Raw genomic sequence first — 21,313 nt, forward strand, 5'->3', positions numbered from 1 at the left:
CGGCTTATTAACTACCTTTCTTCCCTCGGTTCTCCCATTATCGTCGTTAATCCGGCTACAATAAAAAAGAAGGCTTTTCAGCCCTCCATTAATCTAAACCTTTTTTAATTCGTAATTCCGTTTGTCTACCAGCTTTTTTTCTTCCTTTTTAAACCTGCCGCAAACTGTTCTTTCTATAAGGGGCTTAACTCTAATGACATCCTGAATTTTGGCAGCTAATCCAGATTGTAATTCAGCTTCGGACTCTACCAAAATCCTAAACTCATCCTGCCCGTTTTCATTTGTGACAATAGCTTGGAAAGCTGGATACCCAGCTCCCTCCAAGACTTGTGCAAGCTGCTTTTCCCTTACAAACATTCCTTTCACTTTAACGCCATCGTTTACTCGCCCAAGCACTCCGGCAATCCTTTTCCCTTCATAGCCTTCAACCCAGCGTGAAAGGTCGCCCGTTCCAAACCGGATGAGCGGGTAGTTTTTATCAAAAAGCGAAACGACTACCTCCCCCTCGCCTGCTGAAATTTCCTTCCCTGTATGCGGATCGCAAATTTGCACAATGGCTGTATCCGTCACTTTTAAACCGGGCCCTTGTTTATCCTCAAACGCCAGACAGCCGCAATCCGCTGTCCCATATCCTTCAAAAACTAAAATGCCATTATTCTCGCACCTTTTCCGCATTTGCACAGTCAGCATTTCCGCCGTAAAAAATACTTTTTCAACGATTATTTCCTTGCCGAACTTCCAGCCCTTTTCTTCTATTGCATCAAGCAAAAGATTAAAGAAGCTTGGTGTTCCTACATAACCGGTTACCTTCACATCCTTCATCACCTGGATCTGCAGCTCCCGGTTCCCTGTCCCTGCGGGGACCACAGTTGCCCCTAATTCGCGAAGAGCCGAGTCAAACATAAAGCCTGCAGGTGACAGGTGGTAGGAGAAAGTGTTTTGTACAATGTCTTCATGGCCAAATCCAGCCGCATGAAGTGCCTCTGAAAAACGCCAAAAATCTTTTTCATGTGTTTGCGGGTCATAGATTGGCCCGGGCGACATAAAGATTCTTGCCATTTCATTTGGCTCCATGGCGGCCAAGTTTCCGAAAGGCTGGCTGGCAGCCTGCAGTTCAGGCAAACGGTCTTTTTTAAGTACAGGAATTTCTTCAAGGTCCTTAACAGATTTAATATCATCGGGTGATAGGCCGGCTGAATCAAGCTGCCTTTTAAAACCCGGTGCTTTTTCATACGCATGCTGAATCACATCCTGCAGGTTTTCCACTATAGCCACCTCTTTCTTCTTTTATAGGATTTAATATCCCTATAGCTTTTCCGGCCTTTATCACCCATACCCAGGTAAAATTCGCGCACATCCTGATTGGAAAGCAATCGTTCCACTGTCCCATCCATCACGATCCGGCCATTTTCCATGATATAGCCATAGTCTGCAATCGAAAGAGCAACATTGGCATTCTGTTCAACTACGAGAATAGTCGTTCCCTCTTCTTCATTGATTTTTTTTATGATGCCAAAGATTTCTTTCACTAATAGCGGCGCTAGTCCTAATGATGGTTCATCCAAGAGGAGAACTTTAGGTTTGGCCATGATGCCTCTGCCGATGGCGAGCATTTGCTGCTCCCCGCCTGATAGATAGCCCGCCTGGCGGTGCTTCAGCATTTCAAGCTTAGGAAAATAATGATACACTTTTTGGATATCACTTTTAATATTTTTCCGGTCCTTCCGGGTATGTGCGCCAGCAATTAAATTATCTTCTACAGAAAGATGCTTGAAAACGCGCCTGCCTTCCATGCATTGAAAAATGCCTTTTTTCACAATGGTTTCTGCATCGCTTACATCAATCCGCTCGCCGTATAATTCGATAAAACCATCAGTTACTTCGCCATTTTCACTTTTTAGCAAACCGGAAATAGCTTTCAGTGTAGTCGTCTTACCAGCACCATTGCTACCCAGCAGGGCAACAATTTTCCCTTTAGGAACGACCATTGACATCCCTTTTAGAACAAGGATGACCTTATCGTACATCACTTCGACATTGTTAATTGTCAGCATGCTTTATCCTCCCAGCTTCTTAATCTCGCTGAACCTGATTTTCCTTTGTTATTATCTTTATCTATTAAGCCGTTTCAAGTTTATTCTTCAGTTTTCGACTTTTATTCTCTAAATCTGACATTTCTTTGCTGTTTTAAGCATTTTATTCGCCAATCCTTTCAGATTGTTCGCTAAATCCCCCACTTTATTTGCTAAGTTCACAATTTCGCCTAATAACAGCTTGCACAACCCTTAAAATTCAACAGGAGGCGGGTTATCAACCTCGCCCCCAGTCTGTTTAGTAGCCGATATAGTCTGTGAACACTTCGAACTTTCCGTTTTTAACTTCTGCCAAACGGATTTGATTTGTGCCTGCATGGCTGTCAGCTGTGAACGTAACCGGTGCAGCCAATCCTCCAAGGTCAAGGTTTGAAATTTTCTCAAGTCCAGCACGGATGCCTTCGCCCGTTGTCGGATCTTCAGCAAGCTTTATCCCTTCAACCATAATCTTGGCAGACACCCAGCCCTGGATAAACTTCTGGTTTTTGTCTTCCAGCTTTTCACCTTTGCTCTCTACATACTTTTTAACCTCTTCCATTCCTGGAAGGTCTTCATACGGGAATGCATGAGTTACAACACCGATAAAGCCTTCAGCAGCATCGCCTGCAATTGGAAGCAAACCTTCCCCTGTAGCCCAGTTTAAACCGATAAATTGTGTATCCAAACCAAGCTTTTTAGCATCCTTTAGAATTGTTGCCGTTGCTCCCCATGTTTGGTTAATAATCGCATAGTCAGGATTTTTCTTTTCCATGTTCAATAATTGTGATGTTGCATCGAGCGTCTTCAAGTCAACAATTTGTTCATCAACAATTTCTATGCCATTTTCCTTGGCATAATTCTTGGCATCTTCGATTGGAGACTTCCCAAATGCGGTGTCATTGTAAATTAAAGCCACAGTCGGTGTACCGCCAGTATGATTATCTTTTATCCACTTTAATACAGATCTTGCCTGGTCTGAATAGGAAGCAGCAGCCAGGAAGTTATATGGGCTTTCATCAATATTTTTTAGGTTCTCAGAGTAAGAAGCTGAGATAAATGGAAGTTTGTCAGCTGCAACCTGCTGGCGAAGGGCCTCAGTATCACCCGTACCCCATCCTAAAATGGCAGCTACTTTATCTTTGGATTTTAACTTTTGATATAACTTCTGTGCTTCAGGAATTTTGTACGCATAATCATCACCGATTAATTCCAGCTTATTTCCGTTGATATCCTCGCCGGCAATGGATTCAAAAAATGCTTTTTCCCCTTCTGCATAAGGTGTGCCTACATCACCGGTACCGCCTGTCAGGTCAAAAATACCGCCGATTTTTACTGTGCCTTTTTTATCTGCCGCTGCTTCCTCACCGCCGCCTGAACAGCCAGCCAGCACTCCAGTCATTAGTGTTGCTGCCAATAAACCTGCCCAAAATTTTTTCATTATGCTCCCCCTTATTCCTTCTTTTTTTATTAAAAATTGAAAGTATACTTCCTATTAAATACACTTTCAAAATTTTCAGATATTATTGCCCGGGAATTAATAAGAAAACGGCCAAAGCTTAAAATAATCCTTAATATTCTTCCAGATCTTCGCAAGTCCCTGTGGTTCATAGATTAAGAACAAGATGATTACCAGGCCGAATACAACTTCCTTCATGCCGATTAAGACAGCTGATAAGTCTGGGAAAACTCCGCTTAAAAGCTCAACCCCAGATCTAAGGACAACTGGCAGAAGTGTTATAAATACTGCTCCATAAATTGACCCGAACACACTGCCCAATCCGCCTACGAGTATAATTGCCAAATACTCAATGGAAACTGTAATGCTGTACAGCTCTGGACTTACCACCATTGTATAGTGGCCCAGCAGGGCACCTGCAATTCCAACGAAAAAGGAACTTACAATAAATGCCAACACCTTATATTTAAACAAATCAATTCCCATTACTTCTGCTGCCACATCACGGTCACGGACAGCTATAAATGCCCGGCCGACCCGAGAGCGGAAGAGATTGAGGGTAAATATGGTTGTAATAACCAGAACAATAAACATCAGATAGTAATAGCTGCGCTCGCTATAAAAAACAAATCCGCCCAGTTCCGGCCTTGATAACACCATTCCGGCTGTTCCGCCTGTTAACGAGTCCCAGCGAGAAATGACAAACAGGATAATCACTTGTGCTGCCAGGGTAGCGATAGCTAAGTACAGTCCTTTCAGCCTCAGCGATGGCAAACCGAACAAGCCGCCCACAACCGCCGTTATAATACCTGCAGTCGGCATGGCAATCCAGAAGCTTAACCCCAGCTTGGCTGTCAGAATGGCAGAAGTATAACCTCCCACACCCAGAAATGCACCTACCCCTATTGAAATCTGCCCGGTAAAACCGGTTAAGATATTTAATCCGATTGCTCCAATAGCAGCAATTCCACAAAGTGTAGCTAAACCAATCACATAATCGGAGGCAAACATCGGGAATACCGCGAAAACAGCCAGCAGAATGAATACCCGCATCCGCACTCTGGAAATTTTCCATATGGCCATATCCTGTTTATAATTTACATGGAATTCTCCACAATCCATTACAAAGGGATTTCTCATCGTTTACACCCTCTCGATTTCTTTTTTTCCGAACAAACCATATGGCTTGAACATCAGGATTAATACGAGGATGACAAACGGCATCACTTCTTTCAGACCGCCTCCAACCAATGGATCCAGGTAACCGCCAGTCAAGCTTTCAAGTATGCCAATAATGAGCCCGCCAATGATGGCGCCCGGAATACTGTCAAGCCCTCCAAGGATGGCAACCGGCAAAACCTTCAATCCGATAGCCGAAAGGGAAGCGTTAACGCCATTAATATTCCCAAGCAGGATTCCTCCGACTGCTGAAACAATTGCAGCAATTGCCCAGGCTACTGCAAAAATCATTTTGACGCTAATCCCCATTGACATCGCCGCCTGCTGGTCATCTGCAGTGGCTCTCATTGCAATGCCAAGCTTTGAATATTTGAAAAAGAGGGTAAAGATACCAAGCATGATAAATACGATTAAAAGTGACCAAAGATAAACCGGTGCTATCACGATTTCTCCCAGCTTAACCGGCTGTTCAGAGAAAACCTTAGGAAATACACGTGTTTCATGGCCCCAAGTAATATGAACAATACCGGCAAGCACACTGGATAAACCAATGGTTGCCATGATCATCGAAATAACCGGCTCTCCGATAAATGGCCTTAATACGATTCGTTCAATGACAAAGCCAAGAACTGCACTAAATATTAATGCAATTAACAATGCCGCCACAAAAGGTATGTTGTATGCTGTTATAAGCGTTAAACACACATAGGTTCCAATCAAAAGGAACTCACCCTGTGCAAAGTTGATGGCATCACTGGATTTATATATTAATACAAAACCTAATGCCACCAATGCGTAGACACTTCCTACTACAATTCCTGTTACAAGCATTTGCAAGAAAAAGATCATTTAAGCCGCCCCCTCTCCTTCATCCATAAAGATGACCTGAAGTGTCGTTTGGATGGTTTGTTCTATACCGTCACGATATTTGATGGTTCCATTAACCTTAATCTTTTTATCCTCGGTGTATAGACCATCAATAAGCAACTCATACTTTTTGGCAACAAATTGCCTGCGTACTTTCTTTGTTCTCGTTAGTTCTTCATCATCTGCATCCAATTCTTTGTATAGCAGGACAAATTTCTTCACACGGGCTTTTTCAGGAAGAGACTGATTGATTTCCTGGACCTGTTTTTCAATTAAATCAAGGACCTCCGGCTTAGAGGAAAGATCTGTATAGGTTGTATAGCTGATCTGGTTCTTCTCTGCCCAGCGCCCCACATTTTTCATATCAATATTTATCATTGCAACCACATAAGGCCGATCCTTGCCTATTGCTACAGCCTCCTGGATATAAGAGCTGAACTTCAGTTTGTTCTCAATAAATTGAGGAGAGAACATCTCACCAGTATCAAGGCGGATAACATCCTTAATCCGGTCAATAATATATAAATGCCCTTCCTCATCCAGCCTGCCCGCATCCCCAGTATGCAGCCAGCCGTCCTGAATGGTATCTTTTGTACTTTTTTCATTTTTGTAGTAGCCCTTACAGACACTTGAGCTTTTAATAAGAATCTCACCTTCCTCAGAAATCTTCACTTCTGTTCCTGGGATGGGTATGCCGACGCTATCCAGCTTGATGTCTCCATCTCGATGCACAATTGAAATACCGGAAACCTCTGTTTGGCCGTAAATGCTTTTCACATTTACTCCGATGCTGTGAAAAAACTCAAACACATCCGGTCCAAGCGGAGCCCCTCCCGTATAGGCCCGCTTGATTTTCAATAGCCCTATATGGTCTCGAATGGCACTGAACATCAGGTAGTCCGCAATTTTATATAGAAGTTTTGTGCCCGAACTTATCGGTTTATTTTCAAAATGGGCTTTAGCGACTTTCTCTCCAATTGGCTTGCACCAGTTATATACCTTTCTTTTCAGCCAGCCGCTATCCTGAATCTTCACCTGAAAGCGGGAAACCATGTCTTCATAGATTCTTGGCGGCGAAAACATTACCTGCGGGCCAATTTCCCGCAAATCCTCCAAGACAGTTGTCGGTTCTTCCGGGAAATTAATCGTCATCCCGTTATATAGTCCCATAGCGATTGTCATCATTTGCTCGCCAATCCAGGCAAGCGGCAGAAAAGAGACATATTCATCCTTATCTGTCAGCGGATCTATGCTTGTTAGATTTTTAGCCATTTCTACAAGATTTCGATAGGTTAGCATGGTGCCTTTCGGATTTCCAGTTGTTCCGGAAGTGTAGGAAAGTATAGCGACATCATCTGTGGTACCTTTGTCAACTTCATGCTGAAAAAATGCAGGCTGCTGTGAGTTGAATGTATTGCCCAGTGCCAGTACATCTTCAAATTTAAGCAGAAATTCTTCCTGATAATCTCTCATTCCTCTAGGATCGTAATAAATGATTGTTTTCACTTTAGGAATGGTTTCTTTTATCTCCAGCAATTTATCCACTTGCTCCTGATCTTCAGCTACCACAACCGTAGCATCGCAATCATCGATAATATAGCCGAGTTCGGTTGAAAGGGATTCCTGATAGATCCCGACGGATATACCGCCTAGGCTTTGTGCCGCCAGTTCGCTGATTACCCACTCAGGCCTGTTATCGCCTATAATGGCAAGCTTATCTCCTCTTTCAAACCCCAGTGTTGCCAATCCAAGACTGAAGTTTTTAACCTGCCCTAAAAAAGCTGCATATGTGAGTTCGTTCCAAACACCAAACTCTTTTTCTCTCAAAGCTACTTGCGAACCATCTTTGTAAACCCTTTCAATTAAGAGCTGCGGAAATGTCAAGCTCATAGAATTGATCCCCCCTCCATAAAAAATTAAGATATATTTACAGCCGCTTTTTGTTATTTATACGGCATCTTCTTCTCCCAGATAAGCTTCTATTACTTTAGGATTATTCTGGATTTCTTCTGGTGTCCCATAGCCGATGAGCTTGCCGAAATCCAGCACCGCAATATGATCCGATAAATCCATGACAACGCCCATATCATGCTCTATTAAAATAATGGTTGTTTTCATTTCCTCGTGGATATCGATAATATAGCGGGCCATATCCTCTTTTTCCTCGCTGTTCATCCCGGCCATTGGTTCATCCAAAAGAAGGATCTCTGGTTCCAATGCAAGCGCCCTGCCGGTTTCAACCCGTTTTTGTAAACCGTAGGAAAGTGTACCCACAGGCGTGTTCCGAATGTGCTCAATCTCGAGGAAATCGATTACCTGCTCAACCTTCTCACGATGTTCGATTTCTTCTCTTTGTGCCTTTCCCCAATAAAAGCCTCCTGCAAGAACCCCAGTTTTCATCCTCACATGGCGGCCGAGCATAAGATTGTCCAATACCGATAAATGCGGAAAAAGTTCAATATTCTGGAATGCCCGGGCAATACCGAGGCTGGCTCTTTTATGCGGCTTATAGCGGGTAATATCTTCCCCCTTGAAGCTGATCGACCCCGAAGCCGGCCTGTAAAGACCGCTAATGCAATTCAGCATACTCGTCTTACCTGCACCATTTGGCCCTATCAGTGAAAAAATCTCTCCTTCCTTCACTTCATAAGAGACATGATCCAGAGCAACAACTCCGCCAAATCGCAGTGTGACATCTTTAATCTCTAAAATTCCCAAACTTTCATTCCCCCTTTTTCGAGCAGCGAAATAGTTTTTATAAAATTATGAATAGTTTAAATATTCTTTATGCAATACTTTTTTCCTTTTTTTCTTAAAAATATTTTTTCACAGACCCCAGCACTTTCTCATTTTTATGTTCAATGCATTTTTGATATGACAAATTCCTTATGCGGATGTGTTTTTCACTATAGATATAGGAGAATTTAGGAGACTATAAGATTATCGTTCAGGTAATTGAAAAATGGGGGATATTTCTTCTGCTTATGCCTTTTTACGGGTACTAATGAGGGCGATTAGTTCCACTTCTCTTTGCTTTTTCCTTCTAACGGGCACGAATCAGGGCGATTAGTTCCACTTCTCTTTGCTTTTTCCTTCTAACGGGCACGAATCAGGACGATTAGTTCCCTTTCTTACTGTTTTTCCCATTTTACAAGCACGAATCGGAGTCTTACTTTCCCTTTCTCTCGATACTTTTCACATTTACAGGCACGAATGATGCTGAACCAAATCTTAAATGCCCTGTATTCTGTCAGCTGCAGCCAAAACAGGCTGGACACCAATGTGCCCAACCCTAAAACGAACTATTTCAACCTGTCAATCTTCGAACTTAATAACAATGCGTCCATTTATTTTTCCCTGTTCCAAGTCATCAAAAACTTTATTAATTTCTTCAAGAGCTGCTGTTTCTACTATCGTTTTGACTTTTCCATCCGCTGCAAATTGTAATGCTTCCTGGAGGTCCTTCCTTGATCCGACAATGGATCCAACGATGCTGACACCATTCAGGACGGTGTCAAAAATCGGCACTTCCATTACTTCAGGCGGCAAGCCTACTGCCACACACTTTCCGCCGCGCTTTACAGACCTGTATGCTTCATTAAAAGCATGCTTGGAAACAGCTGTACAAATAGATGCCTGGACACCGCCAATTTCACGCTGGATAACGATTGCTGAATCCTCCTCTTTCGGATTAACTGTTACATCCGCTCCTAAATCTTTTGCCAGCTGCAGTTTATCGTCAAACGTATCAACTGCAATGACCTTTAATCCCATTGCTTTAGCATATTGCACTGCCACATGGCCTAGTCCCCCGATTCCATAAACAGCCACCCATTCACCCGGTTTTGCTTCCCCGACTTTAAGGGCTTTATATGTAGTCACTCCTGCACAAAAGATTGGTGCAGCTTCAACATAATCAAGCGAATCGGGAACTTTTACTACATAGCGTGCATCTGCCAGGCAATATTCTGCGTAGCCTCCATTGATTGAGTAGCCTGCATTTAGCTGGTTATGGCACAGAGTTTCACGTCCCGTTAAGCAATATTCACAATGTCCGCAAGCGGAATACAGCCAAGGAACACCAACCCTGTCTCCTGCCTTCAAGTGTGTTATTCCTTCTCCGACCTCAACAATTTCCCCTACACCTTCATGGCCGGGAATGAGCGGAAGTGTTGGTTTAACCGGCCAGTCTCCATGGGCTGCATGCAGATCTGTATGGCAAACGCCGCAAGCTTTGATTTTTACTAAAACATCATTCTTTCCTACTGATGGAATTTTAACGTTTTCAATCGCCAGGTTTTCTTTAAATTCATGTACAACTGCTGCTTTCATCATTTTTTCAGTGCTGCACTGTTCACACATGTCTCTTCACCTCAAGCGTAATTTTGGTCTATCAACCACGTGTTTATTGTCTTAAAAATGCCGTTATTCTACAATGATTTTGTGAATAATTTCACATACTAGACGAACATTTATAACATTTTTTCAAACAAATTAATAAATGGCTTGAATTTTAAATTACATGTTGATTAAAACTCAAAAATATACATAACAATGCTAGTAGAACTTTTTTAAAAAGGAGAATTTCACTTGATCTGTGTATGCGAAGAGTTATATCCTCCCCGTTACGGCCTTTCCGGAAAAGCTGCCATCGTCGAAGATAAACAGAGTGTATTAAAAAATTTTGGATTACGGGACGAACATTGGCTGCGTTTATGGAATATTGACTGCAGACTTCTAACAATGTTTTACCAATCACTCGATCCCCGGTATGACTGGTTTATTGTCGTTTATGATTATGAGAAGTTCTGTATAGATAGAGAAGTTAAAGAAGCAATTATCTGGCATGAGGTTGGGCACATCACCTACCCTGTTGGGAGCAACAGCATAAGTGTAGAAAATGAAATCAAATGCGACCATATTGCTGTTAATAGCGGACAGAAGGAAGGCTTGAAAAAGGTGCTCGATCTTACCCTTAATATGGCCCGCTCACTTAACAATGAATTGCTTATGAAAATGACAAATGAAAGAAAGGAAAGGATAAACGCTTTCTAGGGATCTGAAGGGATCCTTTTTTAATTGCTTGGCTTTGTAAAGCTCATTTATGATTTTACACTATGTTGATTGGAGCGGAAGGCGCGAGATCCTCGAAAATGCATTCGCATTTTTTTCTAGCGGTGCTTCGAGGATGCTTATTAAATGTCCTTAGGGAAATACGTGTCAAAGGGAGACCCCGCAGGCTACGGTGCCTAGGAGGCTCCCGGACCTCCCCCGGTCCCGCTGAGCTTCTTGAGCGGAAATTAACAGACAAGTTACCAGAGCTAATTGCTTATGAAAAATTTTCCTGTCCAAACAGGAACCTCTTCGGGTACTATTAGATAAGCAAGCAGATTTTGGGGGATTTTGTATGATTGAAAGTAATACACAATACATAGAAAAGAAAACAGCTATAGTGATTGGAGGAAGCATTGCAGGCATGCTGGCTGCACGCGTGCTTTCGGAGTTTTTTGAAGAGGTTATTATAATTGAAAAAGACCCGAAAAGCACAAAAAGACAGCTTCGAAAAGGAATTCCTCAAGGAGCTCAAGGAGCTCAAGGACATGTTCTTTTAAAAAGCGGTGAAGAAATACTGGAGGAACTTTTTCCTGGGCTTATTGATGAAATGATTAAAGAAGGATCTGTACCTGCTGATTTTGCCAATGATCTGGCCTGGCACTTTCATGGAAGCTGGAAGATCAAATATGATTCAGGCCTTTCCATCATCCAGCAAAGCCGCACATTTCTTGAAGGGCATATCAGAAGAAGAATCGATAGGATTGGCAATATACATACTCTTTATAATACAAAGGTCAAAGGGCTGCTCACCGATGGTTCCAGAGTAACCGGAATTGAAGCTGAAACTGCTGATGAAATGGTTGAATTTAGTTCTGATTTAACAGTGGAAACTTCCGGGGCCAGTTCACTTGCAGCTCAATGGCTTAAAAAGCTAGGCTTTACAACACCAGAGAAAACAGAAGTTAAAGTAAACTTATTTTATGCAAACCGGATTTACCGAAAACTTTCCCCTATCCAGAGAGAATGGAAAAGTTTATTGGTTTATCCGAATCCGCCCGCTCAAGCTTGTGGCGGCGGTATTTCTCCAACTGAAGATAATCAATGGATGATTACACTGCTTGGATATGGGGTCAAGTCACCGCCGGCTGATAACAATGATTTTCTGGAATATGCAAAGAATTTAGAGCAGCCGCATGTTTATGAAGCAATTAAGGATGGCGAACCGGTTACGGATACAGAAGTATACCGCTTCCCCGCATTACGCCGGTTTCATTTTGAAAAGTTAAAGTCATTCCCAAAAGGGCTGATTGTGATGGGAGATGCTTTTTGCCGGATTGATCCAGTTTTTGCCCAGGGGATGAGTTTAGCCGCAAAGGAAGCGAAAGCATTACAGGAGGTATTCAAAAAAGCAGGAGATGCAGAAGCTGATCCAAAAATTTTTCATCATAAAATCGGCAAAATCGTTGATATTCCATGGTTAATTGCCTTAACAGAAGACTTCAGATTTTCTTAGACAAAGGGAGCAAAGCCTGTTGGGCTTCTGCTGATTCAATGGTATGTTAAAAAAGTCGTGCTGGCTTGTTCATATAATCCATACATATACGGGCGCTTTATGAAGGTTCTCCATTTGCAAGCACATCCATTCAGTTTATTCACTCCACGGGTGCTGAGAAGTGTTTTTAGATTTTCGAACAGGTTTTGAATCACGAATCCTGACTCTGGACAAAATAAATGCAATTATCCGTTTTTTTCCGGATTGTGGATTACTTAGCAAGTTTATGGTACCCTTTAGTTCAGAATAGGAAGTGATGATAATGATTAAAATTGAAATCCCTGAACCAAATCTCGTTATTACAAAAAACAGGCAAACTGGACAGGCAAGCGAAAGTGAGCTTAGCAGTGTCTATGGGTTCACAGATTACCATAAGATTCCCAGAGACAAAGGCGGCATGATTTTGTTTTTTGATGTGAATGAAGACCTGCTGTTTGTAGGGAAAGCCCGCAAATTAAGGCAGCGTGTCAAAAAGCATTTTGAAGACAATGTATCTCCAATCAAAAACCACCGTGATGAAGTCTATAAAATTGCCGTTATCTATGTGGAAGATAGCATGGAACGGGAAATTTATGAAACCTATATTATCAATACACTGCAAGCAAAATATAATATTGACAAAGTCTTCTACAAGTAAAAAGGCCAGTTAGGCCTTTTTTTTCTTTTCACTAAAAAACAGACCCTTTTAAAAGAGTCTGCTAATCGATATCTTTTTTATTTTTCCCTTTAATAAACCTATAGGCCAAATACGCTATATATAGCGGAATGGCAATGTAAATCAAGTTGGGAAATGGCCCATATGATCCCTTATAGATAACGTACAATACACTTCCCAAAAAGATTGTAACGATCGTCCCGTATTTTGGAAGAGGAACTTCCTTAAAGCTGGGAATTCGTATTCTGCTTACCATTAAAAAGCATAATGCCGTGAACACAACCGTTGTAATGATATTGGGAATCCGGTCACCAAACAATGTCAGAATAGCCATAATTCCTCCGGCTGCTGTTATGGGTACTCCGATAAAATAGTTCAGCGAGGATTTCGGAGGACTAATGTTAAATCTGGCCAATCGATAGGCTCCGAACAATGGAAAAAGACCTGAAACAATTAATCCAAGTATTCCAAATTGAAAGAAGTATGTATAAAATACCAAAAACGAGGGTGCAACTCCGAACGTAACAATGTCTGCCAGTGAATCCAGCTCTTTTCCAAGCGTACTATCCGCTTTCAGCATTCTGGCGAGCCTGCCGTCCATGCTATCAAGCATCATGCCAATTAAGATGAGAATAGCTGCATTTTTGAATTGTCCATTGGCAGCAAAACCAATTGAAAGAAAACCGCAATATAAGTTACCCAATGTAACCATGTTTGGGATTGTTTTAATAAAACGCACTCGTGACCATCACACTCCAAATTTTATAAAAAGTTTATTTTAGTCTGTATTCCCATTCATTATATCATTTAATCCTTGTACACAGTTGCCTTCTTTCAAATAGCGACAGCAAATATACATCCCATTGTTACTTGTCCATACAACAATCGTTAAGCTTTCATTATATTGTATAGACAAGGAGGTGATAAATGATGCTTATTAATCGCTCAGGCTCCAAAGAGAACTCGCCTTTGCCCTTCCGCCAAAGTTTATACTACAAATGATTTCCTTCCCAAATTTAGGTTTTTTCCCTTTCACGATCCTATCAGGGACAGTGATTCGTATTAATTTTGCCAGTATTACTATTTTCGATACTTATCCAATGAAAAGGCCCTTATCTCATAGATTAAGGGTCTGCTCATTTTTTTATCTTCTGATTTCATCTGGCTTTCTAAAAAACTCAGCGCCGCCAGCCCATAAAACGTTCTTGCTTACTTTTAAAGTACTTTCTCTTTTTTCATATTCTTTATCTTCTCCGCTGATATTCCCGCAATCTCTGTTAAAACTTCTTCGGTATGCTCCCCTTTTTTTGGAGGCAATGCCGCTTCAGACTTTAAACCGCCATGCATTTTAATGGCAGGATAACTTAGGTTTTTTTCAAAAGTTCTTTTGTAAAGTGGAAAGTCTTTCAGTTCATCCGTTTCCAATATAGGAGTCAGGCAGCAATCAACTGCTTGTCCAAATTCGGACCATTCCCTCATTGTCCTGCTTTTGAATAGTTCCGTTACTTCCATAAAAATAGGATTATCACCATTAGTCTTGGAAAACTGAGCCTCGATCCAATCTTCCCTCCCCGCTGCTTTACAGAAGTTCACCCAAAACTTAGGCTCCAGAGCAGCAAGTGCCATGAAACGTTTATCCCTTGTTTCATAGATTGAATAAGCAATGACTTCCCCATTTAAAACAGAAATTCCATTTGAATAGCCTGTCTCATTCTCAATCAGCAAATGGTTTCCCATGATTGAAGCCATAACCTCGGCTATGGAAATACAATGATAACCGCCAATGCCAGTAAGCTTACAGGAAAGCAAAGCAGCCAGTATTCTTTCGCTCGCTGCCATGCCTCCCATATAATCTGCCATTGTATTGGCGGGATGAATTGGCCTTCCGTTTCGATCCTTAAACTGGGCAAGGACCCCACTGACTGCCATATAGTTTAAGTCATGGCTTCCGAGGTTGCGGTAGCCTTCATTCTCACCGTAGCCTGTAAGGGAGCAATAGACGATATCTGGCTTCAGCATTTTAACAGAATCATAATCAAGCCCCAGCTTTTTCATAACACCTGGACGGAAACTTTCTAGAACAGCATCACTTTCAGCTATCATCTTCAGGGCAGCAACTCGCCCATCATCCTTTTTTAAATCCAGCGTTATGCTTTTTTTTCCGCGGTTATTGGCCACAAATACAGCACCTGTACCCTCGATTTTGATATCTAAATGTCTGGCCGGGTCTCCATTTACCGGTTCCACTTTAATGATTTCAGCTCCCAGTTCTGCCAGTCTCATTGAGGCATACGGGCCTGGGAGATAATTTGAAAAGTCGATTATTCTTATGCCTTTTAACATCATGCAATCCTTTCTGCGGCTTATATTTTCCCATCTGCAAATAAATCTTCAAGCTGTTTGCGAAGCATGAATTTTTGGATCTTGCCGCTTGCATTTCTTGGCAGGACATCACAAAATACATACTTTCTTGGCCGTTTATAATTGGCGAGCTCGATGCTGTTTCTACAAAGTTCGTCCAGCGCTTGTTCTGTCAGGGAAGGATCTTTTTTTACAACAAATGCCGTAACTGTTTCTCCCCATCGGTCATCAGGCTGGCCGATTACCGCAACATCAAGAACTCCATTATGCGTATATAAAATATCTTCCACTTCACGCGGATAGATATTTTCTCCTCCGCTTATGATCATGTCGTCGACACGGTCTTTTACAAATAGAAACCCCTCTTCATCCAGGAACCCAATATCGCCCGAATGGTACCAGCCGCTATGCATCGCATTTTGGGTAGCTTCTTCCCGATTGAAATAGCCACTCATCATACATGGGCCTTGCACGATTATTTCGCCTGTCTCTCCTGCTGGAACGGTATCTTCCGGATCCGATGGGCCGTCTTCGTTTGGCCGGACAATTCGTATTTCATGATTTAAGCATGCCTGCCCCGCGGAGCCGGCTTTTCTGATCTGATCGTGTTCAGATAGGAACGAGATAGCAGGGCCCATTTCCGTCATTCCATATGCCTGCACAAGGGAAATGCCCAATTTCTCGCGGCAAGCATAAACGAGTGCCGGAGCCATCGGAGCGGCTCCGTAAAGCCCCAGTTTAAGGCTTTCAAGATTATAATCACTGAGGTTTTCCTGCAGAAGCATATTCCACATTGTTGGCGCCGCGAAAAATTTTGTAATTTTGTCTTCAGTAATTAACCGTAAAACTTCTTTCGGTTCAAAATGATGGAGGATTGTATTTTTTGCACCCACATGCACACGGGGCAAAAAGGCACAATGAAGCTCTGCACAATGAAACATAGGTGCGGTTACGAGGCCATTATCGCTGCTTTCGAGCTTTGTCGCCCCGATGACGATGAGGCTTTGTTCCACCATATCCCGATGGCGATGAACCACACCCTTTGGCCTCCCGGTTGTACCGCTAGTGTACATAATGGCGTATAAGTCATTCTCTTCTATATCCCCTTCAATATCGGTGTGTGGTGCCAAAGCGACTTTTTCTCGATAAGATGCTGCATATTCGGGCGCGTTTTCATCAATGTACCAGAAGGATGTGTGGGGGAAACGCTGAACAATGGGAATAATGCCGGATTCCAGCATTTGCTCAAATAACACTACTTTTGGTTCTGCATCCTGGAGAATATAAGCTACTTCCTCGGACATCAGCCTGAAGTTGATCGGATTGAACACCGCACCAATTTTCGCACAGGCAAAAAATGCAGTTGCCAGTTCTTCGGTGTTAAATAAATAGGTTGAAACCCTATCGCCTTTCCTTACACCTGCATTTAATAGGGCATTTGCTAGTTTATTAATTTCCAGGCTCCATTCTTTATAAGTAAAACGCAGATTTTTCCTGACATCATACAAAGCTTCTTTGTTCGGAAACTTCCCAGCAGTTAAGTCAAAAATTTTCCCAATTGTAGTCGTCATTTTCATTCCTCCCCATATTTTTAATCTAATCGTTCAATAATTGTTGCATTTGCCATTCCATGGCCTTCGCACATTGTCTGCAGGCCGTAACGTCCTCCGGTCCTTTCCAATTCATGCATCATGGTGACCATTAAGCGGGCACCGCTTCCTCCAAGCGGATGGCCAAGCGCAATCGCGCCGCCGTTTGGATTGAGCTTGCCCGGATCGGCCCCTGTTTCCTTCAGCCAGGCAAGCGGGACCGGGGCAAAAGCTTCGTTCACTTCAAAAACATCAATCTCATCAATTAATAAACCGGCTTTTTTTAAGACTCTTTCTGTTGCTGGAATCGGCCCTGTCAGCATTAAGGTAGGATCAGAGCCTACCACTGAACGGGCAAGAATCCTAAACCTCGGTTTAAGCCCCAGTTCCTCGGCTTTTTCACGGGACATAATTAAAAGGGCAGCTGCTCCATCACTAATTTGGCTTGAGTTGCCTGCATGAATAACTCCATCTTCCTTGAAAACTGTTTTTAAGCTGCTCAGGGAATCTACAGATGTTTCTTTCCGGGGTCCGGAATCTTCTATTACAGTGACGGTTTGTCCGTCAGGCAGAGTCACTTTCACTGGTGCAATCTCCCGGGCAAAATAGCCTTCAGCCTGAGCCTTCAATGCTTTTTGATGGCTTTCATATGAATAATGATCCAATTGTTCTCTTGTAAATCCATACTTTTTTGCAATTCGTTCTGCCGACAATCCCTGGTGAATAATTTCATGCCTGCTTGTCAGCTTTTCGCTGAATCCAACACCTTGATAGCTGGAGCCTATGGGGACACGGGACATGCTTTCAACTCCGCCTGCAATGACCACATCCATATCTCCTGCTAAAATAGCCTGTGCAGCGAAATGGACAGCCTGCTGGCTTGAACCACACTGGCGGTCAATAGTTGTTCCAGGAACCTCAATAGGAAAGCCGGCAATCAATGCGGCTACCCTCGCAATATCCCCTGTTTGCTCCCCGATTTGCGATACGCATCCAATGATGACATCATCAATGATGGCCGGGTCAATGCCTGCGCGATTTACCAGCGCTTTTAAAGCCTCTGCAGCCAGATCATCGGCCCGGATATCTTTTAAAAGTCCATTTTTTCTGCCGACAGGGGTGCGCACTCCTTCTACAATGACAGCCTCACGCATATTTGCTCCTCCTTATAAGCCCATATTTTTAGCAATAATACTTTTCATGATTTCATTTGTACCGGCATATATGCTGGCGACAGGAATATCCCTGAACCTTCTGGCAATCTCGTATTCTTCCATATAGCCATAGCCGCCATGAAGCTGCATACATTCAGCAGCAATTCTCCGGGCATTGTCTGTCAATTTCCATTTCGCCATTGATACTTTTGTAACCACATCTTTGCCTTCCATATGCTCGGCAATTAAATTGTCAAGAAATGCCCTTCCCATTTCAATATCCGTAGCCATTTCAGCTATTTTGAATTGAGTGTTTTGGAATCGGCTGATCTGCTTTCCAAAAGCCTGGCGGTTCTTGACATATTCAAGTGTCAATTTAAGCATTTCTTCTGCTGCCACTTGTGCGGCGATTGCAACTACAAGCCGTTCCTGCTGCAGTTTTTCCATTAAATATAAAAAGCCTTTTCCTTCTTCACCAATTAAGTTCTCTTTTGGAACCTTGCAGTCCTCAAAAATCAGCTCTGCTGTGTCCTGACAATGAAGCCCTACTTTTTTTAGCTTCCTTCCCCTGCTAAAACCGGGTGTATCTCTCTCTATCGCAAGCAAACTAACGCCTTTGTGCCTTGGCTCGGCATTCGGATCCGTTTTGCAGGCTACGATTATCAAGTCTGAATGGATTCCATTTGTTATGAAGGTCTTTTCGCCATTCACAATATAATGGTCCCCTTCAAGCTTTGCTGTCGTTTTAATCCCTGCCAAATCCGAACCAGCCCCTGGTTCAGTCATGGCAATCGCGGTGATGGTCTCCCCAGTTGTGCATTTTGGCAGCCATCTTTTTTTCTGCTCCTCTGTTCCGTATGCAGTTATGTATGGAACTACGATATCGTTGTGAAGCCCGATTCCGACAAGACCTGAACCTACCCGTTCCAGCTCTTCATTGATGACAACCGCAAAGCCCCAGTCCACTCCGCTTCCGCCATACTTCTCCTCAATATCAGGACATAAAAAGCCCTGCTCACCCATTTTGCGCCAAAACTCTCGAGGAATAATTCCGTCCTCTTCCCATTGCTCATAATTCGGATAGGCTTCCTTCTCTAAAAATTTGCGTAAAGACTCTCTAAAAATTTCATGCTCTTCCTGTATGTATGGTGCAGCCATGGCTTTCCCTCCGAATCCATAAATTTTCTTGCCATAAATATTGATGCATTCCCGCCTTTGTAAAGGCTTTCATATATATTGTACAATAATTATCATTATTTTTAGAACATTTAGAATAATAATTTTAAAAAAACCTAACCTTCTTCACAATTGAAAGGTTAGGTTTCTTTATTCCTATTTTGGCTGCATACGAATACCGCCGTCCAGGCGGATCGTTTCTCCATTCAGCATCGGATTTTCCAAAATGCCTTCAGCAAGCTTGGCATATTCTTCCGGATACCCTAATCTTGATGGAAAAGGTACCATTTTCCCCAAAGAATTTCTCGCCTCTTCAGGGAGTGATTCAAACATAGGTGTATGGAATAAACCTGGAGCGATGGTCATAACACGGATACCATAAGAGGCAAGCTCTCTGGCGATTGGCAAAGTCATGCTTACCACACCTCCCTTTGAAGCACTGTAGGCAGCCTGCCCTATTTGCCCTTCAAAGGCTGCGACAGAAGCCGTGTTAATAATGACCCCTCTTTCTCCGTGTTCATTAGGTTCATTGTTTGTCATCTGGTCCGCAGCTAATCTGATAACATTGAAAGTCCCTACAAGATTAATAGAGATAACTTTGGAGAATGTTTCAAGCTCATGAATCCCCCTGCGGCCCAGTAATTTAGCAGCTATCCCTATTCCCGCACAATTAATCACCGTATTAATATACCTAAATTGATCTGCAGCATATGAAACTGCTCTTTGGACGTCTTCTTCCTTTGTGACATCCGTTTTTATATAGAGGACATTTTCTCCTAAATCCTCCATAAGCTTTTGCGCACGCTCTTCTGCCAGATCAGCAATAAGTACTTTTCCGCCACTTCCCGCTATCTTCCTGGCAGTCGCTTCGCCTAGCCCTGAAGCTCCGCCAGTGATTATTGCCCTGCAATCCTGAAGTTTCATAATGAGCCTCCCATTTTATTATGCTTTCTTAGGAGTTCTTTTCCATTTACAGGCTGGTTTTTCCTGCTGATTATCTTAAAATACTTGCTTTAAATCTTTATTTCGGTAATTGTTATATTCATCCCGTATGAATTGCATGCCATATTCAGGATCAAGCATGAAGGTTCTTGTTCTATCCGTTTTTTTCTTCATTTTGTATTGAAGCTGTTCAGCAGAATCAATTCTGAATTGAAGCTGTTTTAAGCTAATCTCCAAAATAATGATACAGCCATTGCTCAAGATTACACTTGTATGGTTTTTAGAATAATAGTCTATATCTGCAATATGATGCAGAGCAATCCAAACACAGTCTGCCTGTTTTGGTGATTTGTGAGGGATCCAGTACATATCCGGATTGCCATTAATGCGTACGGGCGGAATATGTATGTTCCCGAGAATCGTTTTTGTTCCCCGTATGGCTCCCTTTAAATCAGAGCAATAATGCAAAAGACTTTCATTCATTAACTGGTATGGTGATAAATCCACACAAAAATTATGGTTCCCTTCCATTACTTTTGAGTAGTTTCCGCTCGTCGTGAATCCCGGTAAAATGGCCATTGTATCCCGTCTTATTACAAACTTTTCTTTAATACTCCCCATATTTTTTTCTCCCTTTTTAAAATTTTTGTGACATATTTCACATTTTAATAAAAAGGAGTATACTTACACGGAAAGGTATACTCCTTTCACCTCTCTCTCTTGTGTGAGTCCGCCAGGCTTAGGCAAGGGAGATTTTATTTTTATAACGCTATCACACCTCCTTTTAAAGAAAGCGCTTTAGTTTCCATTAAGGGAAAATTATTTTGTCAATAAATAATGTTCATGGTGAGGACAACATTCTAAGGAGAAGCAGGTACGAGGAGACTTACTAAGCAGATATCCTGCTATAAATACACTAAATTACGACAAATTCCGCGCTTTCGGGACTATTATACCTATTATTTCTATTAAATGTAAAAATATTTTTATATAATTTTATGCTATTTTCGTAGCGAAAAAATGGCTTCTCTTCCTATTTGATTAACTTCATAGACACTTTTACTAGTAAAGGTGTATAATATTTTGTTTTTTTGTTAAATGCAGATAAAATTGTCAGCTTTCTATTGATTTCTTTGGTTAATATTTATTTTTTAATGAGTTAAGTTCCCTTTGATAAGTTTCGATAAATGTTCACATTTTACGGTGCCTGAGATGGACAAAACATGGACGATAGTCGTTTTAACTTCCGATTAAC

The 21,313-nt window shown here is 42.2% G+C and carries 18 protein-coding genes; 3 read left to right on the top strand and 15 right to left on the bottom strand.

Going from position 1 to position 21,313, the window contains the following annotated elements:
• Window positions 1–93: 93 nt before the first annotated feature.
• The 8 genes from IQ19_RS03855 to adhP all read right to left on the bottom strand — a co-directional run bounded on the left by IQ19_RS03855 (window position 94) and on the right by adhP (window position 9,906).
• Window positions 94–1,266 carry a phenylacetate--CoA ligase family protein gene (locus tag IQ19_RS03855; RefSeq protein ID WP_144539971.1) on the bottom strand — a complete coding sequence of 391 codons (1,173 nt, stop codon included), beginning with the start codon at window positions 1,264–1,266 and terminating at the stop codon, window positions 94–96.
• Complete coding sequence (locus IQ19_RS03860) at window positions 1,266–2,054, bottom strand: ABC transporter ATP-binding protein (protein ID WP_144539973.1); 789 nt, start codon at window positions 2,052–2,054, stop codon at window positions 1,266–1,268. Before IQ19_RS03860 ends, IQ19_RS03855 begins: the two co-directional genes overlap by 1 nt.
• Window positions 2,055–2,331: 277 nt before the next feature.
• Window positions 2,332–3,510: an ABC transporter substrate-binding protein gene (locus IQ19_RS03865; RefSeq protein ID WP_144539975.1), complete on the bottom strand. Its 1,179-nt coding sequence runs from the start codon at window positions 3,508–3,510 to the stop codon at window positions 2,332–2,334.
• Between the two features lie 96 nt (window positions 3,511–3,606).
• Window positions 3,607–4,668, bottom strand: coding sequence for a branched-chain amino acid ABC transporter permease (locus IQ19_RS03870; RefSeq protein ID WP_144539977.1), 1,062 nt, complete (start codon window positions 4,666–4,668; stop codon window positions 3,607–3,609).
• Window positions 4,669–4,671: 3 nt separating this feature from the next.
• A complete protein-coding gene (locus IQ19_RS03875) occupies window positions 4,672–5,556 on the bottom strand; it encodes a branched-chain amino acid ABC transporter permease (RefSeq protein WP_144539979.1) in 885 nt (294 codons plus the stop codon).
• Window positions 5,557–7,464: an AMP-binding protein gene (locus tag IQ19_RS03880; RefSeq protein WP_144539982.1), complete on the bottom strand. Its 1,908-nt coding sequence runs from the start codon at window positions 7,462–7,464 to the stop codon at window positions 5,557–5,559.
• Between the two features lie 57 nt (window positions 7,465–7,521).
• Complete coding sequence (locus IQ19_RS03885) at window positions 7,522–8,292, bottom strand: ABC transporter ATP-binding protein (protein ID WP_144539984.1); 771 nt, start codon at window positions 8,290–8,292, stop codon at window positions 7,522–7,524.
• A 597-nt stretch (window positions 8,293–8,889) separates the two neighbouring features.
• Complete coding sequence (gene adhP, locus IQ19_RS03890) at window positions 8,890–9,906, bottom strand: alcohol dehydrogenase AdhP (RefSeq protein ID WP_144540111.1); 1,017 nt, start codon at window positions 9,904–9,906, stop codon at window positions 8,890–8,892.
• A 258-nt stretch (window positions 9,907–10,164) separates the two neighbouring features.
• Here adhP and IQ19_RS03895 point away from each other — a divergent pair, with 258 nt between their 5' ends.
• The 3 genes from IQ19_RS03895 to IQ19_RS03905 all read left to right on the top strand — a co-directional run bounded on the left by IQ19_RS03895 (window position 10,165) and on the right by IQ19_RS03905 (window position 12,818).
• Window positions 10,165–10,629, top strand: coding sequence for a hypothetical protein (locus tag IQ19_RS03895; protein WP_144539986.1), 465 nt, complete (start codon window positions 10,165–10,167; stop codon window positions 10,627–10,629).
• A 352-nt stretch (window positions 10,630–10,981) separates the two neighbouring features.
• Window positions 10,982–12,142, top strand: a complete 1,161-nt coding sequence (locus IQ19_RS03900) for an FAD-dependent oxidoreductase (RefSeq protein WP_144539988.1) — start codon at window positions 10,982–10,984, stop codon at window positions 12,140–12,142.
• A 301-nt stretch (window positions 12,143–12,443) separates the two neighbouring features.
• Window positions 12,444–12,818 (top strand): nucleotide excision repair endonuclease, encoded by a 375-nt coding sequence (locus tag IQ19_RS03905; protein ID WP_110065251.1) that lies wholly within the window; start codon window positions 12,444–12,446, stop codon window positions 12,816–12,818.
• Between the two features lie 61 nt (window positions 12,819–12,879).
• On the opposite strand, the gene pssA is transcribed toward IQ19_RS03905, so the two are convergent.
• From pssA to IQ19_RS03940, 7 genes are all read right to left on the bottom strand, one after another.
• A complete protein-coding gene (gene pssA / locus IQ19_RS03910) occupies window positions 12,880–13,575 on the bottom strand; it encodes a CDP-diacylglycerol--serine O-phosphatidyltransferase (RefSeq protein ID WP_110065252.1) in 696 nt (231 codons plus the stop codon).
• 476 nt (window positions 13,576–14,051) lie between these two features.
• On the bottom strand, window positions 14,052–15,182 hold the full coding sequence (locus IQ19_RS03915) for a CaiB/BaiF CoA transferase family protein (protein WP_242020886.1): 1,131 nt from the start codon (window positions 15,180–15,182) through the stop codon (window positions 14,052–14,054).
• A 17-nt stretch (window positions 15,183–15,199) separates the two neighbouring features.
• Window positions 15,200–16,768: a fatty acid--CoA ligase gene (locus tag IQ19_RS03920; RefSeq protein WP_144539990.1), complete on the bottom strand. Its 1,569-nt coding sequence runs from the start codon at window positions 16,766–16,768 to the stop codon at window positions 15,200–15,202.
• Between the two features lie 20 nt (window positions 16,769–16,788).
• Window positions 16,789–17,940, bottom strand: coding sequence for a thiolase family protein (locus tag IQ19_RS03925; protein ID WP_144539992.1), 1,152 nt, complete (start codon window positions 17,938–17,940; stop codon window positions 16,789–16,791).
• 12 nt (window positions 17,941–17,952) lie between these two features.
• Window positions 17,953–19,098 (bottom strand): acyl-CoA dehydrogenase family protein, encoded by a 1,146-nt coding sequence (locus tag IQ19_RS03930; RefSeq protein ID WP_144539994.1) that lies wholly within the window; start codon window positions 19,096–19,098, stop codon window positions 17,953–17,955.
• Window positions 19,099–19,272: 174 nt separating this feature from the next.
• A complete protein-coding gene (locus IQ19_RS03935; RefSeq protein ID WP_144539996.1) occupies window positions 19,273–20,040 on the bottom strand; it encodes a 3-hydroxyacyl-CoA dehydrogenase in 768 nt (255 codons plus the stop codon).
• Window positions 20,041–20,115: 75 nt separating this feature from the next.
• Entirely contained in the window at window positions 20,116–20,679 is a 564-nt protein-coding gene (locus IQ19_RS03940) for a competence protein ComK (RefSeq protein WP_144539998.1), read from the bottom strand.
• Between the last annotated feature and the right edge of the window lie 634 nt (window positions 20,680–21,313).

It is taken from the genome of Cytobacillus oceanisediminis (assembly GCF_007830235.1).
GTDB lineage: Bacteria > Bacillota > Bacilli > Bacillales > Cytobacillaceae > Cytobacillus > Cytobacillus oceanisediminis.